This window comes from Dyadobacter sp. HNCC25DJ186, assembly GCF_056895235.1.
The window spans coordinates 271734-293080 of sequence record NZ_JBXHAS010000005.1 but is presented as its reverse complement, the minus strand read 5'-3'; the positions used below and the strand labels follow the sequence as shown (position 1 = coordinate 293080).

General features: G+C 39.1%; 15 protein-coding genes and 1 tRNA gene. 7 read left to right on the top strand and 9 right to left on the bottom strand.

Features of this window, described 5'->3' with window-relative positions; translation table 11 throughout:
- The first annotated feature begins 273 nt into the window (after positions 1–273).
- Complete coding sequence (locus AC1XUO_RS17300; protein WP_483331026.1) at positions 274–2226, top strand: AAA family ATPase; 1953 nt, start codon at positions 274–276, stop codon at positions 2224–2226.
- Positions 2223–3383, top strand: a complete 1161-nt coding sequence (locus AC1XUO_RS17295) for an HNH endonuclease (protein ID WP_483331025.1) — start codon at positions 2223–2225, stop codon at positions 3381–3383. Before AC1XUO_RS17300 ends, AC1XUO_RS17295 begins: the two co-directional genes overlap by 4 nt.
- Before the next feature lie 36 nt (positions 3384–3419).
- On the opposite strand, the gene AC1XUO_RS17290 is transcribed toward AC1XUO_RS17295, so the two are convergent.
- The 6 genes from AC1XUO_RS17290 to AC1XUO_RS17265 form a co-directional block, all read right to left on the bottom strand.
- Entirely contained in the window at positions 3420–4607 is a 1188-nt protein-coding gene (locus tag AC1XUO_RS17290; protein ID WP_483331024.1) for an AlbA family DNA-binding domain-containing protein, read from the bottom strand.
- Between the two features lie 155 nt (positions 4608–4762).
- A tRNA-Pro gene (locus AC1XUO_RS17285) sits at positions 4763–4836 on the bottom strand.
- A 174-nt stretch (positions 4837–5010) separates the two neighbouring features.
- The gene (locus AC1XUO_RS17280; RefSeq protein WP_483331023.1) at positions 5011–8442 is read right to left on the bottom strand and encodes an efflux RND transporter permease subunit; all 3432 of its coding nucleotides are present in this window, start codon (positions 8440–8442) and stop codon (positions 5011–5013) included.
- 24 nt (positions 8443–8466) lie between these two features.
- Positions 8467–9600 carry an efflux RND transporter periplasmic adaptor subunit gene (locus tag AC1XUO_RS17275; protein WP_483331022.1) on the bottom strand — a complete coding sequence of 378 codons (1134 nt, stop codon included), beginning with the start codon at positions 9598–9600 and terminating at the stop codon, positions 8467–8469.
- A 136-nt stretch (positions 9601–9736) separates the two neighbouring features.
- Positions 9737–11101, bottom strand: coding sequence for a TolC family protein (locus tag AC1XUO_RS17270; protein WP_483331021.1), 1365 nt, complete (start codon positions 11099–11101; stop codon positions 9737–9739).
- Positions 11091–11717: a TetR/AcrR family transcriptional regulator gene (locus AC1XUO_RS17265; RefSeq protein ID WP_483331020.1), complete on the bottom strand. Its 627-nt coding sequence runs from the start codon at positions 11715–11717 to the stop codon at positions 11091–11093. The genes AC1XUO_RS17270 and AC1XUO_RS17265 overlap by 11 nt, the downstream gene beginning before the upstream one ends.
- A 609-nt stretch (positions 11718–12326) precedes the next feature.
- Here AC1XUO_RS17265 and AC1XUO_RS17260 point away from each other — a divergent pair.
- Together AC1XUO_RS17260 and AC1XUO_RS17255 are read left to right on the top strand one after the other, a co-directional pair.
- Positions 12327–13799 carry a type III PLP-dependent enzyme domain-containing protein gene (locus AC1XUO_RS17260; RefSeq protein ID WP_483331019.1) on the top strand — a complete coding sequence of 491 codons (1473 nt, stop codon included), beginning with the start codon at positions 12327–12329 and terminating at the stop codon, positions 13797–13799.
- Between the two features lie 103 nt (positions 13800–13902).
- Entirely contained in the window at positions 13903–14034 is a 132-nt protein-coding gene (locus tag AC1XUO_RS17255; RefSeq protein ID WP_483331018.1) for a hypothetical protein, read from the top strand.
- Here the strand turns inward: AC1XUO_RS17255 and AC1XUO_RS17250 are convergent.
- Both AC1XUO_RS17250 and hemE read right to left on the bottom strand, forming a co-directional pair.
- Positions 14031–14552, bottom strand: coding sequence for a D-glycero-alpha-D-manno-heptose-1,7-bisphosphate 7-phosphatase (locus tag AC1XUO_RS17250; RefSeq protein WP_483331017.1), 522 nt, complete (start codon positions 14550–14552; stop codon positions 14031–14033). The genes AC1XUO_RS17255 and AC1XUO_RS17250 overlap by 4 nt on opposite strands.
- A gap of 140 nt (positions 14553–14692) precedes the next feature.
- Entirely contained in the window at positions 14693–15721 is a 1029-nt protein-coding gene (gene hemE, locus AC1XUO_RS17245; protein ID WP_483331016.1) for a uroporphyrinogen decarboxylase, read from the bottom strand.
- A gap of 164 nt (positions 15722–15885) precedes the next feature.
- Here hemE and AC1XUO_RS17240 point away from each other — a divergent pair, with 164 nt between their 5' ends.
- From AC1XUO_RS17240 to AC1XUO_RS17230, 3 genes are all read left to right on the top strand, one after another.
- The gene (locus AC1XUO_RS17240) at positions 15886–16833 is read left to right on the top strand and encodes a YncE family protein (protein WP_483331015.1); all 948 of its coding nucleotides are present in this window, start codon (positions 15886–15888) and stop codon (positions 16831–16833) included.
- 170 nt (positions 16834–17003) lie between these two features.
- Complete coding sequence (locus AC1XUO_RS17235) at positions 17004–17984, top strand: hypothetical protein (protein WP_483331014.1); 981 nt, start codon at positions 17004–17006, stop codon at positions 17982–17984.
- Positions 17981–18265: a hypothetical protein gene (locus tag AC1XUO_RS17230; protein WP_483331013.1), complete on the top strand. Its 285-nt coding sequence runs from the start codon at positions 17981–17983 to the stop codon at positions 18263–18265. Before AC1XUO_RS17235 ends, AC1XUO_RS17230 begins: the two co-directional genes overlap by 4 nt.
- Positions 18266–18789: 524 nt before the next feature.
- Here the strand turns inward: AC1XUO_RS17230 and AC1XUO_RS17225 are convergent.
- Positions 18790–21249, bottom strand: a complete 2460-nt coding sequence (locus AC1XUO_RS17225) for a TonB-dependent receptor (RefSeq protein WP_483331012.1) — start codon at positions 21247–21249, stop codon at positions 18790–18792.
- Positions 21250–21347: the final 98 nt, after the last annotated feature.

The following is a 21347-nucleotide window of genomic DNA, read 5'->3' as shown; positions in this document are numbered from 1 at the left end:
CTTGAATAAGTTTAAGAAATTATGATTTCATTATCAGTTGATTAACTGATGTTCACGACATTCATGTCGTGAACATCATCCAGCTAGGCGTAGTCTCCTGACTACGCCTAGCTGGAGAACAAATATCTTATTATTTTAATAATACTATTACCATAAACAGATTAGGTTTTACTTGGCAACTGCTTTTTATCTTTACTATGCTATTTCCTAGTTTATTTTCTTGAAAGGAAAGATTTTATTGCATTGAACAATTAAAGTAGAAGGATAATAACTATGGAAATTAAATTTATTTGGATTAAAGATTATTATGTTCTTAAAAATATCGGTGTAAATTTTAACCATTCAGACAATCATACTTTTGAATACGAAAACGGGATCCTCGGTTTAAAAGAAAATATAAAGTCTGTTCTTGACTTCGGCGAAAATGTGACAGGTGTTACGGCAATAGCAGGTGAAAATGGAAGTGGAAAAAGCAGTCTTTGTGAAATTGTCTTGCGGACAACTGCAACTCTACAAAAACATCAATTTGGATATGATCTTACTTTTGATGGAATCGTATGTTATGGGGATCATATTTTTTATCATGAAGGACTAGAATTAAGTAATAGCGACCAACTTTCCAAGGCAGGTTTCACACTGATTAGTTTTGAAAAATCCCCATTTGAAAAAATGAAGACGCAATGGAGAGAATTATTTTCAAAAGGTGGATTTATCTATTATTCAAATGTTTTAGATAAAAAAAGTCTCGTTGATGAAATAAATTTAACAAATATTTCTAGCCAAGCTTTTCTTGAAGAAGAGTATAGATTTGACACTGGCCATCCTGGTTATAATCCCACTGATTATACAAGTAGTTATTCTCAGAAAGTATTAAGTTCTCAAACTGTAATTTATGAGCGAGGGCAAGATTTTCGTTTTGTTAAATTCTACGTTGAATATTATAGTATCGTACCGTTTAATGGACCAAAGAATTTTATTATTAAATCAACTTATTCGGAAAATAACCGATGGCTGAATTTAGATAATAAAGAAAATAGTCCTTCATATTATCATTATCAGGAAATTGAGAGGACCCTTTTTTATGGAATTTTCCCCAATAGAAATAGTACTGACGAAACAAAAGTTATTCTAGATAAGGATAAGTTAAAAGAAAAAATTCATTTGCTTTATAAGTTAAATTTGATTCTGGCAGTTGGAATCATGGAAAAAAATGCAGCCGATTCAGAGAAGGTTTTTAACTTCATTTTTAAGGGTGAAAGTGCAAGCGAGATATATAAATTTGGAAATTATATTGATGGTTTAATAAGTTACCATAAGTTTATTACACTTAATTCCAATATATATATCAGCGAGTTTGTTCCGTCAGAGATGTCTTCTAGGTTTGATAGATCGGATTGGAGATACCTAATTTCGCAAAAACTATATTTACCTAACACTGAGGAAAATCGTGATTTGTTGAAATTATTTATTGAAGCAGAAAGATTTGTGTTGACACAGGACAGTCCTAATCATAGACGTATTTCTAATTACTCTTTTGATCGAGATCTTAGTGTTGGAGAAAATTCATTTATGACATTCTTTTCTAGATTGAGTGACGTAATTCAACGTTATAATTCTGGATTAGATGAAAAAGATAAATTAATACTTTTTATTGATGAAGCTGAAACGGGATTTCACCCAGCTTGGAAAAAACAATTTTTTAGCTGGTTGCTTACTTTTTTAAATAAGAATGTAAAAGGATATAAGTTTCAAATTATTCTTACAACTCACAGTCCTTATCTTCTGTCAGATCTTGAACCTAAAAATATAGTTTTATTAAAAAAAGGGGAAAAGGGGAATACTGAGGTTGTAATTTCTAATTTTACTAGCACTTTCGGCGCTAATATTCACGAGCTTTTAGCAAACAATTTTTTTTTACAGGATGGTACAATTGGGGCTTTCGCAAAAGAAAAAATTGAATGGGTTATTGAAAAGTTAAATGAATGGAGAAATCAAAGTAAAATTGAGCAAACGATTTCTGATGTAGACGATATAGATTTGTTTAAAAGCAAAACGCAGTATAGTGATAAGGAAAAGGTATTCCAAATAATACAATTAATTGGCGATTATGTCGTCCGTAACAAACTTCTTGAAATGTATTGGGAAATATTCGATGACAAATTTTCAATAGATAAGGAAATAAAAATATTGGAAGAAAGAATATCTAACCTTCGGAAAAGACAATGATAGGAATTACAGATAGTGTATTGAATATAGACTCAATTTGTAAAAATCATGTTGATTTTGTTGAGCAAAAAATCAGAAATATATTAAAATTTTATATTTCAATATATAATTTTTTAGAACAAATTGAAGGAAAGCGGTATAGCAAAACTGCTATTAATGAAGTGATAAAGAAAATAAAAAATGCAACTAATCAAGATGATTATAAGTTACTATTAAATGCTATTTTAAAGACGAGTAGTATAAAAAAAATAGACGATGCATATCTCATTAAGTATTCGGATAAAAGGAAAAAACAGGCTAACGATTTATCAAAAGTTACATCGAGTTTAAATTTCCTGTTAAAAGAATTCGAGTTCCTTTTAGCAGTTGATTTCGCAAAAGATACTCAGCTAGCAGTTAGTAAGTATAATGTTGCAGTACAAGAATGCAAGCCAATTGATTTTTTATTATCTCAAATTTTCAATTACGATTGGTTTCGCGACTTAGATTCCACGTCAATATGGAGTGCTTACAATTTAACATCAGCTTTGGGGCTTAATAGTTGTCCCTATTGCAATAGATCATATATTTTTACTATTGTAACAATAAACGGGAAAAGAGTATCCAGGCCACAACTAGATCATTTTTTACCAAAAAGTCAACACCCTCTATTAAGTCTTTCTTTCTATAATTTGATTCCCTCTTGCAGTGTTTGTAATGCAAGTGTAAAGGGAGCAGCAATCATAAGCTATGATACTCATCTTAGCCCCTATCAAATTATTCGTTCAATGATTAAATTTACATATTACCCAAAATCATATGAGGCATCAATTGGAATGTCGAAGGATCTTACAATTTCCGCAGAATATAATGGGGATCCTCATGATATCGAGTTAAAAACAAAAGTCGAAGCTAATATAAAAACGTTTTGTATTAATGATTTATATGCTAATCATAATGATATAGTACAAGAGGTAATTCAAAAACGTGAGTACACCAATGATACATATATACAAATGACTCAAAATACTTTTCGAAATCTTAATTTAAGTTATGAGGACGCATACCGATTGGCTTTTGGTCATTATTATAAAGAAGAGGAATTCCATAACCGACCATTGTCAAAACTTACTAAAGATATTGCCATTGAATTAGGAACACTGATCAGTTTTCCATAGAGACAATAACCATTTTTTACTTTTGATCTCTAACAGTTAGGAAACTAATATTCTAAGGTCCTTAGTAATGCTTGATTTTAGGTTCTTGCCATATATTTTACAACGTAACAGTATTTCAGTTTCTTGGAGTTCAGTAAGGCAAATTCTTAACGGAACTTTGAATACAGGCTGACGCATTTCATGTTTGAGATCACCTATTTCCTCAGAAATTGTATAACCTTCATTGTCTTTGAACACAGAGGGATAATTTTGTTCATCATATGAGGGAATCCTAGGTCGATATACTCCTAACGGATTTGAATCATTATCGCTTACAAAAAAAATCTCACTAGCTATATGTAAGCCATTAGTTTGCTCAATTTTAACTTGAATGGTAACATCTTCTAAATATGTATTTGCAGAATTATATAAGTTAAGGTTTATTTTATAAGCTTTTTTTTCGAATATATAAAAAAGGTCATGTTCTTTATAAGTCTCTGCTACTTCTTCCAAATTACTCAATAAAGTTTCTAGACTTCTTTCCTCATAGCTAGTTCGTCTAAAAGGATCAAAATTATATGAAGCTGCAATTTTAAATAGGGTTGGATTTTTTTCGACTTGATTCTTTTTTTTCGCAATAATTTTTTCAATTTTCTTTCTGTTTTTTTCAGAAGGGAGTTCAAAATCTGTAATTACTTTTAAATGAAGAATATCACTGTTGTTTTCTGAGAAGGTTATACTTATTTTATCTTGAAAAACATCCTTTTGGGATGCCTTAAAATACATTCTATCAAAATCATTTCTTGCGGCCGTTAATTGATAACTTCCTTTGCGTATCCAACATTCGTTTACTTTAAGAAACACATTATTACTTTTAGGGAAAGAAATGGGCTTAGAGGTTAAGTAAGGTTGAGAAATTGGATTCTTTATTATTAAGACCATTAAATTATAAACTTTGTATTTATATGGAATATATTCTATAACTATTTCAGGGGTTATATTACTATGAATTAGCTGTTGAATACTTGCTGAATCTATTTTACTTTCAATATTGAAAAGCAAGGTTTCTCCATCCTTTTTCTTCACTCCAATGATTATAAACCGATCACCTTCATAATTGGCATTAGAAAAAGCAAGAACGTCTTTAATTAAATTATGTTTATTATTTTCATTGTATTCTTCTTGTTTAAAATCCAAGAATTCACATTCATTATAATAATCTATTAGGTCGTCAATTTCATGCATGGAATGAATTGCTAAATTTGAAAATAAACATCTAGGTGATATTTTATATATGAATGAATTAAGACTCGATCAAATAAGTTTCACTAATTTAGTTAAATTTATAACAAAAAAGCCACCCACATCCCTGTAAGTGACTTCCATAATTTTTCCATTTGTCGGGATGACAGGATTTGAACCTGCGACCTCTTGCACCCCATGCAAGCACGCTACCGAGCTGCGCCACATCCCGTGATTTTCCAAGGTTGCAAAACTAATTAAAAAAAACACAGAGTGAAAAGAGATTTTTGAAGAGTTTCACAAAGTTTTTATTTTTAAATAATCTCTGCGAAACTCTTTGTAAATCCGCGCGGCGGCCGCTCCTCTTAACTCTGTGTTTAAATAACTCTGCGTTTAAACCAGCAAATTAAATACTCTCGTTCTGCCAGTTTGGATTGACAACTTCCTGTTTGCCTTTACGGAACCATTTGTCGCGTACTCTTTCGTTGACGTAATACATACACGGCACGAGCAGAAGCGTCAGGATGGTTGAGAAGGTAAGTCCCATGATGATCGTCCAGGCGAGGATATTCCAGAATACGGAACTCGCTCCGCCCGTCGTAATATTAGGGGCAAAATCTCTGAACAGCGCCACAAAATCCAGCGTAATACCGAATGCAAGCGGAATCAGACCCAGTACCGCCGCCGAAGCTGTTAGCAATACAGGCGTCAGACGAATCGCACCTCCTTCGATAATTGCATTGCGCAGCGGATAACCGCGTTCGCGAAGTTCATCGATAAATTCAATAAGCAGAATCCCGTTTTTCACTACGATACCGGCCAGTGCAATGATACCTACACCGGACATGATCACGGAGAATGTTTTGTCAAAAATCACAAAACCAAGCAATACCCCGATCAGCGAAAGCACGATGGTAAAGAAGATGATCAGCGGTTTCACGACTGAGTTAAACTGCGTAGCCAGGATCAGGTAGATCAGTAAAATCGCTGCACCAAATGCGCCGGTCAGGAAGTTCATAGATTCGGCCTGGTCTTCCTGCTCACCACCCATTTTCACGGTATATCCGCTGGGCACTTTCACGTCATTCACCAGTTCCTGAATCTGGGCCACGACCTCGTTTGCATTATAGCCCGGTAATACATCAGAGCTCAGCGTCACAATGCGTTGCTGATCTTTCCGGTTGATCTGGCTGAATGTTGTCGAGTAAGAAATGTTGGCAACGGACGTGATCGGAACCTGACGAAGCGCGCCGCCGGAATTCATATCACGGTATACAATGTTCAGACTCAACAGTTTTTCAATCTGCTGACGGTCGTCTTTTTTCAAACGGACCATGATCGGATATTCGTCTTTTGCATCTCGGAATTTGGAAACTTCCAGACCGAAAAGTGCGGTACGAATCGATAGCGCGATCTGGGAAGAACTGATCCCTTCACGCTGTGCTTTTTCGCGGTCAATATCAATCGTGATTTCCGGCTTGTTTGTTACCAGGTCAGATTTCAACTGGTCAATTCCAGCGATACCGGAGTTTTGTACACGTTTCAAAAGATCTTTTTCCAATAGCTGCAACTTATCAAAGTCATCACCGGAAATTTCAATCGAAATAGGTTTTCCGGTAGGAGGGCCGGTACTTTCACGTTCTACTGAAATTTCAGTTCCGGGAATTCCGGCTACTGCATCACGCACTTTCGTCAGCAATTCCTGCGTTGACCGACCGTCACGGGATTCACTTTTCACGAAAGCCACCGTCACTTTGGACTTATGCGGGGTAGCGGCACGGTCCGGGTTGTTCGGGTCACCGGCATTTTTACCAACGTTGGAAATGACCGAGTTTACGATTCCCATGGCTTTCTCCGTTTTCAAAACTGAGAACACGCGTTTTTCAATCACTTTGGTAATAGAATCCGTCGTAAGTGCATCCGTTCCCGAAGGCAGTTTGTTATACACATAAATATAATCCGGGTCGCCACTCGGGAAGAATTGCACTTCCGGTTTGGCAATACCAACAATGATAAACGTTGCGATCAAAAGTACGACCATCGAAAGGATCGCGAATACCGGGCGGTATCCTTTGATCAGCCAGGTGATCAGTTTTTTGTAATTATTTTTAAGCGCCGGCAGTAGTTTGTCCTGGAATGGAACAAGAATTTTTGGCGTCAGAATGTAATGGTTGAAAACGAAAAGTACGAGGATAATAACAAAAAAGTTACCCACACCACGATCCACAAAATAACCAACCAAAGCCATCGCTGCCAAAATCAACATTGGGCGCATGATCGCTTTGATGCTCGTATCGTGTTTTTCTTTTTCATCTTCATGACGGCCCATGAACGTTACCGCAAAAACCGGGTTGATCACATAAGCCACAAAAAGTGATGACATCAGCGTCAAAATCAGCGTCAGCGGCAGGAATTTCATAAAATCCCCGACAATGCCCGGCCAGAAAAGAAGCGGGAAAAACGGCGCGATCGTTGTTAAGGTACCGGAAAGTACAGGCACGAAAACTTCTCCCGCGGCAGCTTTTACAGCCTGCTGAATGGTCCAGTCTTTATGGTTGTTGAACAAACGGTGGGTATTTTCAATTACCACAATCGCATCATCGACCACAAGGCCAATCCCGAGCAGGAAGGCAAAAAGCACGATCGTGTTCAAGGTAAAAGAAGTACCGATCACCGGGCCTAAAACCGGCATCAGTACAAAGGCAACGAGCGCAGAAAGCGGAACGGAAAGTCCGATAAAAATCGCGTCACGGATACCCATGAAAAACATCAGTACCAAAACCACAAAGATGAAACCGATAATAACGGTATTGATCAGTTCATGCAAATCCGCCCGTGTACGTTCCGACTGATCGGCTGTGATGCGGATATCCAGTCCTTGCGGCAATTCGGATTCCTTCATTTTATCAATGATCACTTCAATATCATCAGCCGCTTTTACCAGGTTTGAGCCCGCTCTTTTGATGACGTTCAGCGTAATTACAGATTTGTTATCCAGACGGGCAAAATCAAGCTGTTCTTCAAAACTGTCGGTTACTTCGGCGATATCGCCCAGACGTACCACCGCACCTGTTCCAGTACGGATACGCAGGTTGGCAAGTTCTGTCATATTCTGGAATTCACCCTTCACACGCAGCGTCCGGCGCATATTTCCAACTTTCAGATCCCCACCGGAAACGTTGATATTTTCACTTTGAACGGCAGTTTGAATATCTGTGAAAGTCAAACCGGTGGATTGCATACGCGGCAGATCCAGGTTAATCTGGATTTCACGGTTCAGCGCACCGACGATATCCACACGGCTGATTTCCGGCATGGCTTCAATAGCATCCTGCAAATCTTCTGCGTATTCTTTTAATTGTTTCAGTGAATAATTGCCGGCCAGGTTGATGTTCATGATCGGAAACTCCGAAAAGTTTACATCCTGTGCCGTCGGGCCAGAATCCAGTTCCTGCGGCAAATCCTGTTTGGCCTTATCAATCGCGTCTCGTACACGTTGCAAGGCATCGGCTACTTCAACATCCGGCGTAAATTCCACCAGAATGACCGAAACATCCTGCAAGGCGTTTGATTTGATATGTTTTACACCATTGATGGATTTCAACTGTTTTTCAATGGGTTTGTTAATCGTGTTCTCCACATCGGCGGGAGCGGTACCAAAATAAACCGTGTTGATATAAATCTGCGGTATTTTGATATCCGGAAACTGCTCTTTGGGCAGGTTGTTGTATACCACGAAGCCCGCCAGCGTGATGATAACCGTAAAGATGTAAATAGTAGTCCTATTCTCTACGCACCAGTTGGTAAAACTCAGGGTTTTATGATCTTCAAATTTCATGGGTATGCTAGCTGAAAGTGAATGTTAGTACGAAATTGTTTGTCCGTCCGAAACCTCCTGGTATCCGGTCGTGATAATTTCGTCTCCTGCCTGTAAGCCTTCCGTTATTTCAATTTTTCCGTTGTAAATCAAACCTGTTTTCACAATTTTCGATTTAGCCATTTTCTTGCCGTTTTCATTTACAGCTACATAAACAACCTGTCCTTTTTCAGTTCCCTGAATAATATTCTGGTCAACGATCAGCGCATTTTTCTTTGTCGCATCATTGATCTGGACTTTCGCTGTCATGTTTGGTTTTAAAACAGGGCTTGAAGGCAGATTTGCTTCAATGTTAAAAGTACGGGTAAGCGGGTCAACAGTAGTTCCAACGAAAGAAACCTTTGCCTTATAGTCCTTATTCAGATCCGGAAAACTGATCAGAATTTCATCTCCGCGTTTTACGCTCGCGGCATAAGTATCCGAAACTTTGGCAGTTACTTTCAGATTCCCCAGGTTAACAACCCTGAAAAGTCCCAGACCCGGAGCCGCAGTTTCACCAACTCGTACATTAACCTGATCCACAACGCCGGAAATCGGAGCTGAAACCCTGGATTGAGAAAGCTGCGTATTTAGTGTAGAAAGTTTTCTTTCCAAACCTTGTTTGTTATTTTCAGCTTGTAAAAACTGTACTTCAGTACCGATTTTCTGGTCCCAAAGATTTTTCTGTTTGGTGTAAATGGTGTTCGCCAAAGCCAGCTGCGTTTTCACTTCCTCAATACTTTCGCGCAAAATGCTGTCATCCACTTTCGCCATTGCAGTGCCAGCTTTCACCTGATCGCCTTCGCGTACATAAACCGCTGTGATCACCCCACCGGATTTTGGCGTTACCATCACACTGTTTTTGGCATCGATAGATCCTTGCAATTCCACATAATGACTTAACGTGCCCACTTCAAGCGGTTTGACTGTAACCACTTTTATATTTGTTTCCTCTCTTTTCGTCGTATCAAGTTTTGCTATCTCCGATTCAAGTGCTTTAATTTTTTTGTCAGTTTCGCTTTGTTCTGTTTTAAGCTTGGTCAGCTCTTCCTTTTTTCCAGCCAATCCGTCCTTTTTCTCTCCTGAGCAAGAAGCCAGCAAAGCAGCAGCGATTGCGATTGATAAAATATTCTTTTTCATAATTCTTTTTAATTGTTAATGGCCTTTTTAATGGTTAATGATTAGTTATTAATGGTTAATTATAGATGGTTAATTGTTAGTAAGCCTGGGCTCGGGAAGGAGCCATCATTAACAATTAACCCTTAATCCTTAACCCTTAATCATTATAAAGCTCTCCCTTTGCTTTGCTCAGGTCTACTTTGGCAATCAGTACATCGTAAAGTGCCGAGAAATAATTTGTCTGCGCTTCCTTGAAAGAGGATTCAGCATTGATTACCTCAATATTAGATCCTACACCTTCCTTGTATTTAATTTTGGAAACACGCACAATTTCCTGGGCCAGGTCAACATTTCTGCGCTGGGTTTCGAGAGTCGCGAAAGCATTTTTGATGTTAATCGCAGCTTGTCTTGATTCAAGATCGATGGATTGTTCCAGGAGCGTTTGATTGAGTTTTACTTTATCCAGCGCCACTTTCTTTTGCTGAACCTGGTATTTTTTTGTAAAACCATCAAAAATCGGAATGTTGACATTTAATGCCAAAACGGAGTTGTTAAACCACTGCGTCCCGAATAAATCAGGAAGTGTGTTCCTGCCATTATTGTGTCCATAACCGAAAGAGGCCGAAACGGTGGGCAAATAACCGCTGCGAATATTTTTCAAATCCAGCCCGGCGAGTTTCAGCTGCGTATCAAGTAAGGAGTATTCGATCCGGTTGTTATAATTGATTGCGCTTTCTGAAAACTCAGACTTCATCGTTTCAATATCCAGGTCTTCCACTTTATCTTCGAGCGCAATCGTTTCAGAAAGCGGCATACCCATTTGATATTTTAACAGCGTATAACTAAGTTCGATCAGGTTCTGAACTTTTTGCCGTTCTGTAACCAGATTATTGATCTGCACTTCAAGCCGGTTCACATCCAATAATTCCACAAATCCGCTTTTGTTCATAATCTCGGTTTCGCGTTTAAGCGAATCAACCCGGCCGATATTAAAATCCAGGACTTTTGCGCGCTCCACAGCAACCTGAGTCGAATAATAAGCTTTGGTAACTGCCTCTGCCACATTCACTTTCGATTGTGTGACTGTTTTACTGGCAAGTTCACGGTAAGTATTGGCAGCCCTTAGGCCAATAAAATAGGAACCGCTGAAAATTAATTGATTCAGTGTTGCAGCAGCGCTTCCTGAATATTTTACCCCAAACTGTACGGCTACCGGGGGTGCATCCGCAGAAGCATTCGGGTCCGCAAAGTTGGCGGGAAGGAACACACGCTGAATGATTACGTTGTCGCTCAAATTCAGGTTAACGGCTACCTGGGGCAGGCCGGCGGCTCTGATCTCACCAATTCTCGCTTCGGCAGAAACCGCGTCGAGCTGTGAAGTTTTAATGTTAACGTTGTGTTTTATCGCATAATCGACAGCTTCCTTTAACGTAAAACTGCCCTCCTGTGCCTGAACAGAAAGCATGCTTAAAAATATCGCGAGCGCTATTAAACCGCTGCGAATAGATTGGTCATTTTTCATGGGTGTTTGCTTGTGTTGCTGATTCTTCGGTATATTTAGTATAAAATTCGAACCCAAGGTCCGTCAATATGCCACGTAAAAAATGGTGTACGAATTCCACCTGAACGTTCATCATATTGAAACGGTCCGCAGGGAAAATGGTCGGGTCGAAGGCCATTTCCACCTGTTCAATCCTGAGAAGTGAGAGCATGTCGATGTTTATGTTTTTTCGATATAATCCCAGGTTAATTCCTTCAGTCAGATTTTCGCGGATACTCTTTAATAGATATTGGTGTTTATACTGATGGAAAAGATCCCAGGCCATCGGATGGTATTTTTTCAAGTCATGGAAAAGCACCGGGTTCATGTGAGCCAAAGAAATTCGCATATAATCGGCCGCCTGGATCAACTGTTCAATAGGATCAAGCTTGTCTTCATCCATCTTGTCCATCTGGCATTTCTGTACTTCCAGTTCCTGCTGAACGGCCAGGATCACGATCGCATCTTTGTCCGGATAATGTTGATAAATGGTCCTTTTAGATATGCCAAGATCCCTCGCGATGTCATCCATCGTCACACTTTTGATGCCAAAGCGCCAAAAGAGATTAAATGCTTCTTTTATAATTCTTTCTTTCACAGGGTAAAGTTGGAATTTTCCAATGATAAAAACTATGAAAACTTTAATAATGTTTAAAGTTTTCTCTGTCTTTTTTTCAAGGGCACCTCAAATGGGACAAGGTACGATTTAATGATTTCTTAATTTGTTGGATACTAATTAATTTGGTTAAGGTTTTACATTTGATATGCCTGTCTTTTGGAAGAAAATTTCGGCATCGATTCGCTTCCTGTTTTCTATGGTAAATCTTTTAAATTGTATTATACGCAGATTTATTTTCTGTAAATTGTAAGATATCGTTTTCTCACAACTTTTTAAAAATGAAAACTGCGATGATCCTGAATTTAAAGTAAGTGCCGGAAAATAAAATAACCTATCGAAAAAGTACCAAACAAAGGTTTTGAGGTATGAACAGCTAAATATTGGTGATAAAGTGATAGGCCGGAATGTTTTAAACTAAAATGATGTTTGGAAATAATACATATTCTGACCAATTTTCGGGTCTTTTCTTTTACCCGTTTTTTGCCGCTAAATAATTCAATAAGAGGAGATAGATAGAGGCCGAAGGAAGTAAAGATAAAATTCAATTATTTATTCAAATCCACTAATAGCTACCGCGAAAAAAAATAAATGAAAAGCTACATTGACCTGATTCAGCAAACGTTCGAGTTCCCTACGATGGAGTTTAACGTTGACAAAGATGAATTGCTGTTCAACAATGTACCACTGATGGACATCATCAAGGAACATGGTACGCCTTTGAAACTTAATTATTTGCCCAAAATCGGTGAACATATTGCAAATGCTAATATGTTTTTCAAAAATGCCTTCAAAAGGCATAACTATAAGGGGACTTACACTTATTGTTATTGTACCAAATCTTCTCATTTCAGCTTTGTGCTGGAAGAGGCGCTGAAACATAACATACATCTTGAAACATCGTCGTCGTTCGATATCCCGATTATCAGGGAATTGTATCGCCGCGGAAAAATAAGCAAGTCTACTTACATTCTTGCAAATGGTTACAAAAGACCGCTTTATACCCAATATCTAAGCGAGTTGATCAATGAGGGGTTTAACGTTGTTCCGATCTTGGATAACCTTAAAGAAATTGAATTTTACGAGCAGCAGGCCACAGCTGATACGGTGAATTTCGGTATGCGTATTGCGACTGATGAAGAGCCTAACTTTGCCTTTTATACTTCTCGTTTAGGCATTCGCTATAATGATGTCCAGCAGTTGTACAAGGATAAAATAGAGCCAAATCCTCGTTTTAAACTTAAAATGCTTCACTTTTTCATTAATACGGGCATTAAAGACAGCGCGTATTACTGGAGCGAGTTGACACGGTTTATGTTTAAATACTGCGAAATGCAGAAAATCTGTCCTGAACTTGATTCAATTGATATTGGAGGTGGTCTGCCAATCCAGACTTCTTTGCAGGCGGGATATGATTACCAGCAGATGATCGATGAGATCATTGAAAATATTCAGTGGATTTGCAACAAGAATAATGTTCCTGTTCCGCATATTTTTACAGAATTCGGAAGTTACACTGTTGGTGAAAGCGGCGCGGTGATTTATGAAATCATTGACAAGAAATTACAAAATGATAAGGAGCTTTGGTATATGATCAACGGATCTTTTATTACCCAGCTTCCGGATTCTTGGGGTATGAACCAGAAATATATCATGCTTCCGATCAACAACTGGGATAATCCTTATCAGAAAGTGAATCTTGGCGGTTTGACCTGCGATTCGCAGGATTTTTATAATAGCGAGATGCACAGTGCCGATTTGTATATGCCGATTTTTGAGGAAGATGCTGAAAAACAGTATATTGGTTTTTTCCATACCGGTGCTTATCAGGAGTCCCTGGGTGGATACGGGGGAATTCAGCATTGCCTGATTCCAGCTCCGAAACACGTTTTGATCGACCGTGATGATGAGGGGAAAATTGTTACCCGAGTTTTTGCCGAAGAACAGGACAGTGAATCGATGTTACGGATTCTTGGTTTCAAAGACGAATCTTTTGTGGCCCCGATCAACAAGGAAGAAGCTTCGGTTGAGGCGGAAGAGGAATTGGCAGAAACAAAAAATTGATATAATATATAACGTTCTTGGAATGAATTCGTTAATCTTACGAATTCATTCCAAAAATGGAAGTTCAAAAACTAACGTTCTTATACTACTCTAAAAATAATCTATGAAAAAGGTATTCTTTCTTTTGGCTGTCTGCGGAACAATTGGCTTTGCATCTTCCTGCACAAAGCATCAGTGTCCTGCTTATGGTTCGACTCTGAAAGTTGAAAAGCAAGCGGTTAAGGTACGCGCTTAATTTGGCAGATTTAATATAATTTTAGCCGCTTCAAATAAACTGACGGCTGTAAAATCTCCTGCTGAAACTTCGGTTTCGGGAATAATATGGATCGTTTTGAGGCCCACTTTATGTCCGGCCTGCATATCCCGTGCGCGGTCACCAATCATCCACGACTGGTTTGTATCAATATTATATTTTGCAATCGCTTTCTCCAACATCAAAGAGTCCGGCTTTCGCGATAGCGATTCTCCCGTAAAAGCTGGATGCGAAGGAGCAAAATACAGATCATCCAAAACATTTCCGGAAACTTCCTGCATTTTTTCATGGATGGCATATACGGCTTCCGCGCCATACATTCCCTTTGCAATTCCAGCCTGATTGGTGATAACGATCAACAAATAGCCAGCCTCTTTTAGTAATTTCAATGCTTCCGGCATTCCTTCTGGAATTACCAATTCTTCCAGTTTATGTAAATAATCGCTGAGGTCTTCGTTAAGAACACCATCACGATCTAAGAAAACGCACTTTTTTGACATGGAGATTTTTTTAGGTTACACAGAGCACCAAGGAGGACAGGGGAGAGCCACAGAGAAAATTTGACAAGGGCACAGAGTTGTATTACTAAAATTAAAACTCTGTGTACCTCTCCCTGGCTCTGTGGCCCTCTGTGTCCCTACTAAATAGCCGAGTATTCTTTTACGGCTTCGATGAAACATCTTACTTTATCCGGCTGCATATCCGGATATACACCGTGGCCCAGATTGGCGATATAACGTTGCGTTCCGAATTGGTTTACCATCTTCTTCACTTCTGCACGAATTTGATCGAAAGAAGAATAAAGCACGCAAGGGTCAAGATTTCCCTGTAATGTTTTATCAGGAATTAACTGACGCGATTCGGTAATGTCCATGTTCCAGTCTAGTCCTACAACTGCACAATTCAGTTTTCCAATTTCTTCTCTCGCAAAAAACGCTCCTTTTGCAAAAACAGTAACCGGAACTTCCGTGATAGCGTCACAGATTTGTTTGATATACGGAAGCGAGAAAGTTTTATATTGTTCAGGAGACAGAATTCCTGCCCATGAATCGAAAATCTGTACAAGGTCAGCACCGGCCACAACCTGAGCTTTCAGATAGGCTATAGTACTGTCGGTAATTTTCTGTAACAATAAATGAGAGAATTCAGGGTCAGCGTAAAGATGTTTTTTCGCAACGGAAAATGTCTTGGAGCCCTTTCCTTCGGTCATATAACAAAAAATGGTAAACGGCGCGCCTGCAAATCCGATTAACGGAACACGTCCTGCCAGTCCGGTTTTGGTAAGTCGAATTGCTTCCAGAACATAACCAAGGTCATTTTCAGGATCAGCAACTCTGAGTTTTTCCAGATCAGCAATTGTATTCACCGTCGCAGGAAAAACCGGTCCTTTTTGCTCAGCCATTTCATACGGTAAACCCATGCCTTCGGGTACTACGAGAATGTCCGAAAATATAATGGCGGCATCAACACCTAATAAATCAACAGGTTGTAATGTTACTTCCGCCGCAAGTTCAGGCGTTGTAGCAAGCTGGATAAAACTTCCGGCTTTTTCACGAACCGCACGGTATTCCGGCAAAATCCTTCCGGCCTGACGCATCATCCAAACAGGGGTACGCTCCACTTTCTCACCACGCGCAGCCCGAAGCAAAAGATCATTTTTCAATTCCATGCCGCAAAGGTAGGAATAAGTATTTAAAGTGGATGCCGAAAGGAGGAGGTAAGAGAAAGAAGTTTGCTGATTTCATAAATTGTCATTTCCTATGGAATGTGTTCATGAAAATCAATGTTGTGGAATGGTTTTAGGGTCTTAATATAAAATCAATAACCCAGCGTATGAAATTCGTTAAAATTATATTTTCCCTGATTATAACCGTGGCTTTCTATTCCTGCGCGAAGGAAGAGAAGGAAAAAGAAATGTCTTCGGATGAGATTGTTAAAATTGGAATGTCACCATGCAGATCCTCGGCACTCTTCATCAAAGACATTGGGTTTGACCCGACCCGGTCTGACTTGTCAACCACGGAGCCAGGTATGGTCGGGGTTGTGTTGGTGGAACATCCAAGAAAAGCCGCAGATTCGTTGAGCAAAAGGACTTACCAGGATGTTTCCTGGACTCAAAGTGGCTGGATGGGAAATACAACGGTCGATATAGACGGGAACATTTATACTGCGCCGTTCCCGAAGGAAAATGAAACCAATATTCCTTTAAAGCAGAGGAACAAGGTATTCAAAATAGATGCGAAAACCGGGAAAATGGATGTTCTAACAGAATTACCTAAACCCGATAGCACAGCGGACACAGTTCCTTTTGCTGTTTTAGGTATCTACTATGACTGTCACGGGAAAAAGTTATATGTCAGCAGCGTCTCCGGGAGCACAAAAACAGAGGAGAATGGAATCATTTATGTAATTGATCCTTCGACCGGAAAAGTAGTGGATCAGATAAAAGGCCACGATGCCGATGCTGTATTTGTTGGTGGGTTTACGGGTGAGAAAAGATTATATTTTGGAGGATTGCGTACATCTGATATCTATTCTATTCAACTTACCGGCGATGGGAAATTTAAAGGCAAAGCGCGTTCAGAAGGAACACTTTTGCATCCGGGGAATTCCAGAAAGGACCGGGCAAGGAGTATTCGTTTCGATGGAAACGGGAATATGCTGGTATCAGCTTCGCAATTCGATTTTACGCTGGCTGGTGCCCGGTCAGAAAAGGAAACATCTTACAAATTTTCTTATTCGAAAGACCGTAAAAAATGGAAATTGGTTGATGGAGGTTAATACGGAGGCTGGTAGATAAAAATACCATGAACGGCTATTATTTTTAGCCAATAGCTTTCTTTTTAATCGTTCTTCGAGCGAAAAGTTCAAAATATTTTCAGGTTCACAGTCATTTTTTTCTTAGATACAATGATATTTGCACTTACCTATCTATTAAAGAATGTTTTATAATGCTGGAAGAATTAAGGAAAATTGCATTCAGGTTTCAGATTGACCCTCAACAAACTGCCGGACATACGGCGAGATTATCCTCTGTTATCACTGTTTTGAACAATATCAATACATCGTTTTTGAATTTTCTTGAAATAGAATTTTTGAAAAACGATAAGTTTAGGGCAGCGTACGAAAAATCACCCAAAGTCCTGGAAGGGTTAAAAAAAGAACTGGAATTACTGGTTGTAGATCTTAAATTCAGCAGTTTTGAAGCAGCTGTCGCCTCGAATATTGTTGAGCCGCCGAGTCTTTTTACAACGGAAATTGACGATTGGAAAAGAAATGCGTTCTCGGATTACAAGAAGAATATTCTTTTTGGAAATTTTGAGGAGCCGCAGTACATGACCCGGATTATTGAGAAATATACACCGGAAGAAAGAGGCAAAATTTATAAACCGCTTTTCACAGCATCAACCTCTGACAGGCCATTTAAACTTTTTCTAATTGATGCGAAAGGCAAGAAATTAAGTCTCAGACAGCCGGATAAGAGTTTTACGGATCGTTATTTTCCAAAAAAGGAAAAAGTTAAAAAGGAAAAAACGGTTTATCGGTTTGCAAAAATTTATGCGAAAATAGGTGGGAAAGATGCGTCGACGGATTTGAGCAAAAAGGATATCAAGAAGGTGCTTTTGATTGAAGAGATGGAGCACGGGACATATCCGTTTAGCCCCGATATTCTTAAATATGATGAGAAATTATATGTGCTGCATGAAAAGCTGAATTGTGAAGTAAATTTTGAAAACCAGGCTTATGTGATATCCTTCCAGCCATTAAATCTTTGTGTTTGGGGAACAACGAGAGAGGAAGCGGAGGCTGCATTTTGTTTCAGTTTCCATGCTTTATATCAAAATTTTGCGCTGGAATCGGACAGTGCGCTTTCTGAACAGGCGGTTGTGCTGAAAAATAAATTGTTGACCATTGTTAAGGCGATTAAATGAAAGCGAGGAAAAGTAAGGATATACAAAGAGCATTGCAAAAACAAGGTTTTGAATCTTTTACAGAAAAAGATCATCACCAGTTGCATTATCTTGTCTTGGATGGAAAGAAACAGGCTGTGTTTACCTACCTGGGAAAAGCACCCCTGAGTAGTGATCTGATGGATACATTATCAGGACAATTACAATTATCAGAGGAAAAAATGGCAGAAAGCTTTTTCTCAGGCAGGTTAAATCCTGAAAAATATGTGGGGATGTTGAAGGAGAAAGAGATGATTGAATGAGATATTTTGGCATTGTCAATATTACGGTGCTCTGCACCTTTCTCTGGATCTAGAATGCTGTTTTCTACAAATATTCTGGTGCTCTGCACCAAAAGCTCGAATTAATATCAGGCAAGAAACAATATCCCAGTTATAGGTGCACCGCAATATTTGTAGAAAAGCCACAAATTATCAATTATCGATAAAGGTACATCGCACAGCAATACTTGTAGGAAAGCCAGAAATTTTAAATTATCGATAAAGGTACATCGCACAGCAATATTTGTAGAAAAGCCACAAATTATCAATTATCGATAAAGGTACATCGCACAGCAATATTTGTAGAAAAGCCAGAAGTTTTCAATTATCGATAAAGGTACATCGCACCGCGATATTTGTAGAATAGCCACAAATTATCAATTATTGATAAAGGTGCGTCGCACCGTAATATTTGTAGAAACGCATTATTTATTTTTGTTAAAACGTTTCCACAAAAAAGAGAACGCCATATCCGACGTTCTCTTTTTTGTGAATCATGATTCTGCTTAAAAATGAAAATTTAGCCCAACCAAAAAATTACGTCCTGCCTGCGGAAAATAAAAATTTTCCTGCGTCAAGGCACCTCCGGCGATATAACCATAGGTATAACCATTGGATTCGTACTTTTCGCTGAACACATTATTCAACAAGAAATTAAGCGTAATTTCTTTTGCCCAGCTTGGTTTTATCGTCCAGGTCATACGGATATCGTTGGTGAAATAGGCATCCAGTTTCCGCGTTTCGTCAGACGTATTATCCAGATATTGTTTTCCAACATATTTTGTAAGCAGTGCAAATTCCAGATTTTTTTGTGGACTGTATGTAAACTGGCTTCCTGCGATCACGTTCGGAGAAAAGGAAATGTCAGATTTTCCATGATTGACCAAGTCATAATCACCGCTGTCGTAGTTGACAATATATTCCGTAAAATCAGAAATTTTATTCTGGCTGAATGTTGCGTTGGCATTCCATTTGAATCTGGAATTGAAGGCAATCGCGCCTTCAAGCTCAATGCCGGTTCGATAGCTTTTTGGCACATTGACACGAATCGGATTACCAACGTCATTGATCTGCCCTGTCAGCACCAGCTGGTTTTTATAATGCATCAGGTAATAATTGGCGGAAATTCCATAAATCCCTTTTTGCATACGGAAACCTGCTTCAACATTATTCAGTCGCTCGCTTTTCGGGAAAAGCCGGGTGGTTGAGGCGGTGAAATCATCACGGTTTGGCTCTTTGTTACCGACACTATACGATGCATAAACAGAACTTTGCGGAGCAATTTGGTAGGTTATTCCGGCTTTCGGATTGACAAACGAAAATGATTGGTCAAAGGCAAAGGTAATCAGATCATTATCCATTCCATCTATCTTATGACTTAGTCTGCGATATTGAAGATCCCCGAATGCATTCAGTTTTTCTGTAAACTGGTAGTATAGTTTTCCATAAATATTAAAATCCTGCTTGATCCCTTTGTTAAAATAGTAACGCTGCTCATTTTCAGTATTTCCCGCATTTCTTGCCCAGATAATTTCTCCGTAATGATCGCCGTCGTAATAGTTATATCCCCCGCCCACACTGGCTGTCAATTTTTTGAAGCTGTTGTAATCCAGGGAAAATGTTGATCCGTAGAAATAATTATCCAGCCATCTGCGGCGGATAAGGTCAGTTCCTGAAATCGTATCATTTCCGGAAATTAGATTAGGCAGATTGTAACTGCTGAATTGGTCATTCTTGCGATACTGCTCATAATAGCCCAAACCACGAACAAGAAATCCGTTCAGGTTTAATGTCAGATTATTGTTCAACGTATGCGAGGTAACAACCTGATAATGATCCTGACGATAATTGTCAACCTCATTTTTATAAGTGTAAGAATTGAAAGTCCGGTCGTTAGCATTCAGCAAATTTTGGGCATCTTTTTCATCGAGTCCGTTGCGGTCAATGTAAGCTAAAATTCCTTCACGGTCGCCGCGCAGTTTAGCTTCGGGAACTCCGTTCCATGATTGATAAGTTTTTTCTTTTCCTGAAAATACATTGACACGAACAAAGCTTTTTTTACCAAAATATGCACCTGATAAGTAATAGGAATGAAGTTCTGAAGATGCGCGGTCAACATATCCATCAGATGAAACACGCGACAAACGGGCATCAAAAGTGAATTTATCTTTTACCAGACCACTCCCGATTTTAAACGTATTTTTGAAGGTATTAAAAGAACCGTAAGAATTGTTGAGCTCGGCATAAGCCTCTTTGCGAAACTGGTTTGTGCTGATGTTCACGGTCGCGCCGAAAGCCCCGGCACCATTGGTGGAAGTTCCAACACCGCGCTGAATCTGAATACTACTAACCGAAGAAGCAAAATCCGGCATATTGACCCAGAAAACACCCTGACTTTCAGCATCGTTATAAGGAATTCCATTGACAGTCACATTGATCCTGGTGGCATCCGTGCCACGAATTCGGATTCCTGTGTAACCCACACCGCCGCCGGCGTCACTTGTGCTTACAAGCGAAGGCGTAAAATTCAGGAGTACGGGAAGGTCTTGTCCGAGATTCTGCTTGTTAAGTGCTTCGGCGCTGACATTGGTATATGCCATGCCCGTTTTGTCATTAACCCGGGTTGCGTTCACAATGACTTCATCTGCCTGAAAAGTATTTTTTTGCAGTTTTATTTCAAGCGATTTTTCTGTGGGTGCGTTGGTTGCGTCAAGTTTGACTGACTGATATCCAACATAGGATATTTCCAGTGAAGTAATGTTGTCCGAGATATTCCGGAGCGTAAATCTACCGTTGGCATCCGTTGTAGTTCCCCTGATATCACCAGCCTTAACGGTTGCTCCGGGTAATGGTTTTCCATCTTCCTGATCGGTGATCTGACCAGTTAATGTTTTTTGAGCATAAACAGATAGGCTCAGTAAAGTGCTGATAACGAGTGTTAAAAGACAGGTCGTAACTTTTCGCATTGCGATCAATAATTGTTACGAACAGGCAGGGGCCACCTATCCTTTGGTTCAATAAATATGGTTATTCGATACAGCTTATCAGGTAGTTTTGAAAATTA

Excerpts from the sequence above, each read along its gene's own strand:
- AC1XUO_RS17300 (WP_483331026.1), top strand. The coding sequence starts at position 274 with ATGGAAATTAAATTTATTTGGATTAAAGATTATTATGTTCTTAAAAAT.
- hemE (WP_483331016.1), bottom strand. The coding sequence starts at position 15,721 with ATGGAATTGAAAAATGATCTTTTGCTTCGGGCTGCGCGTGGTGAGAAA.
- AC1XUO_RS17275 (WP_483331022.1), bottom strand. The coding sequence starts at position 9,600 with ATGAAAAAGAATATTTTATCAATCGCAATCGCTGCTGCTTTGCTGGCT.
- AC1XUO_RS17260 (WP_483331019.1), top strand. The coding sequence starts at position 12,327 with ATGAAAAGCTACATTGACCTGATTCAGCAAACGTTCGAGTTCCCTACG.
- AC1XUO_RS17255 (WP_483331018.1), top strand. The coding sequence starts at position 13,903 with ATGAAAAAGGTATTCTTTCTTTTGGCTGTCTGCGGAACAATTGGCTTT.
- AC1XUO_RS17240 (WP_483331015.1), top strand. The coding sequence starts at position 15,886 with ATGAAATTCGTTAAAATTATATTTTCCCTGATTATAACCGTGGCTTTC.
- AC1XUO_RS17225 (WP_483331012.1), bottom strand. The coding sequence starts at position 21,249 with ATGCGAAAAGTTACGACCTGTCTTTTAACACTCGTTATCAGCACTTTA.
- AC1XUO_RS17230 (WP_483331013.1), top strand. The coding sequence starts at position 17,981 with ATGAAAGCGAGGAAAAGTAAGGATATACAAAGAGCATTGCAAAAACAA.
- AC1XUO_RS17295 (WP_483331025.1), top strand. The coding sequence starts at position 2,223 with ATGATAGGAATTACAGATAGTGTATTGAATATAGACTCAATTTGTAAA.
- AC1XUO_RS17280 (WP_483331023.1), bottom strand. The coding sequence starts at position 8,442 with ATGAAATTTGAAGATCATAAAACCCTGAGTTTTACCAACTGGTGCGTA.
- AC1XUO_RS17290 (WP_483331024.1), bottom strand. The coding sequence starts at position 4,607 with ATGCATGAAATTGACGACCTAATAGATTATTATAATGAATGTGAATTC.
- AC1XUO_RS17250 (WP_483331017.1), bottom strand. The coding sequence starts at position 14,552 with ATGTCAAAAAAGTGCGTTTTCTTAGATCGTGATGGTGTTCTTAACGAA.
- AC1XUO_RS17270 (WP_483331021.1), bottom strand. The coding sequence starts at position 11,101 with ATGAAAAATGACCAATCTATTCGCAGCGGTTTAATAGCGCTCGCGATA.
- AC1XUO_RS17235 (WP_483331014.1), top strand. The coding sequence starts at position 17,004 with ATGCTGGAAGAATTAAGGAAAATTGCATTCAGGTTTCAGATTGACCCT.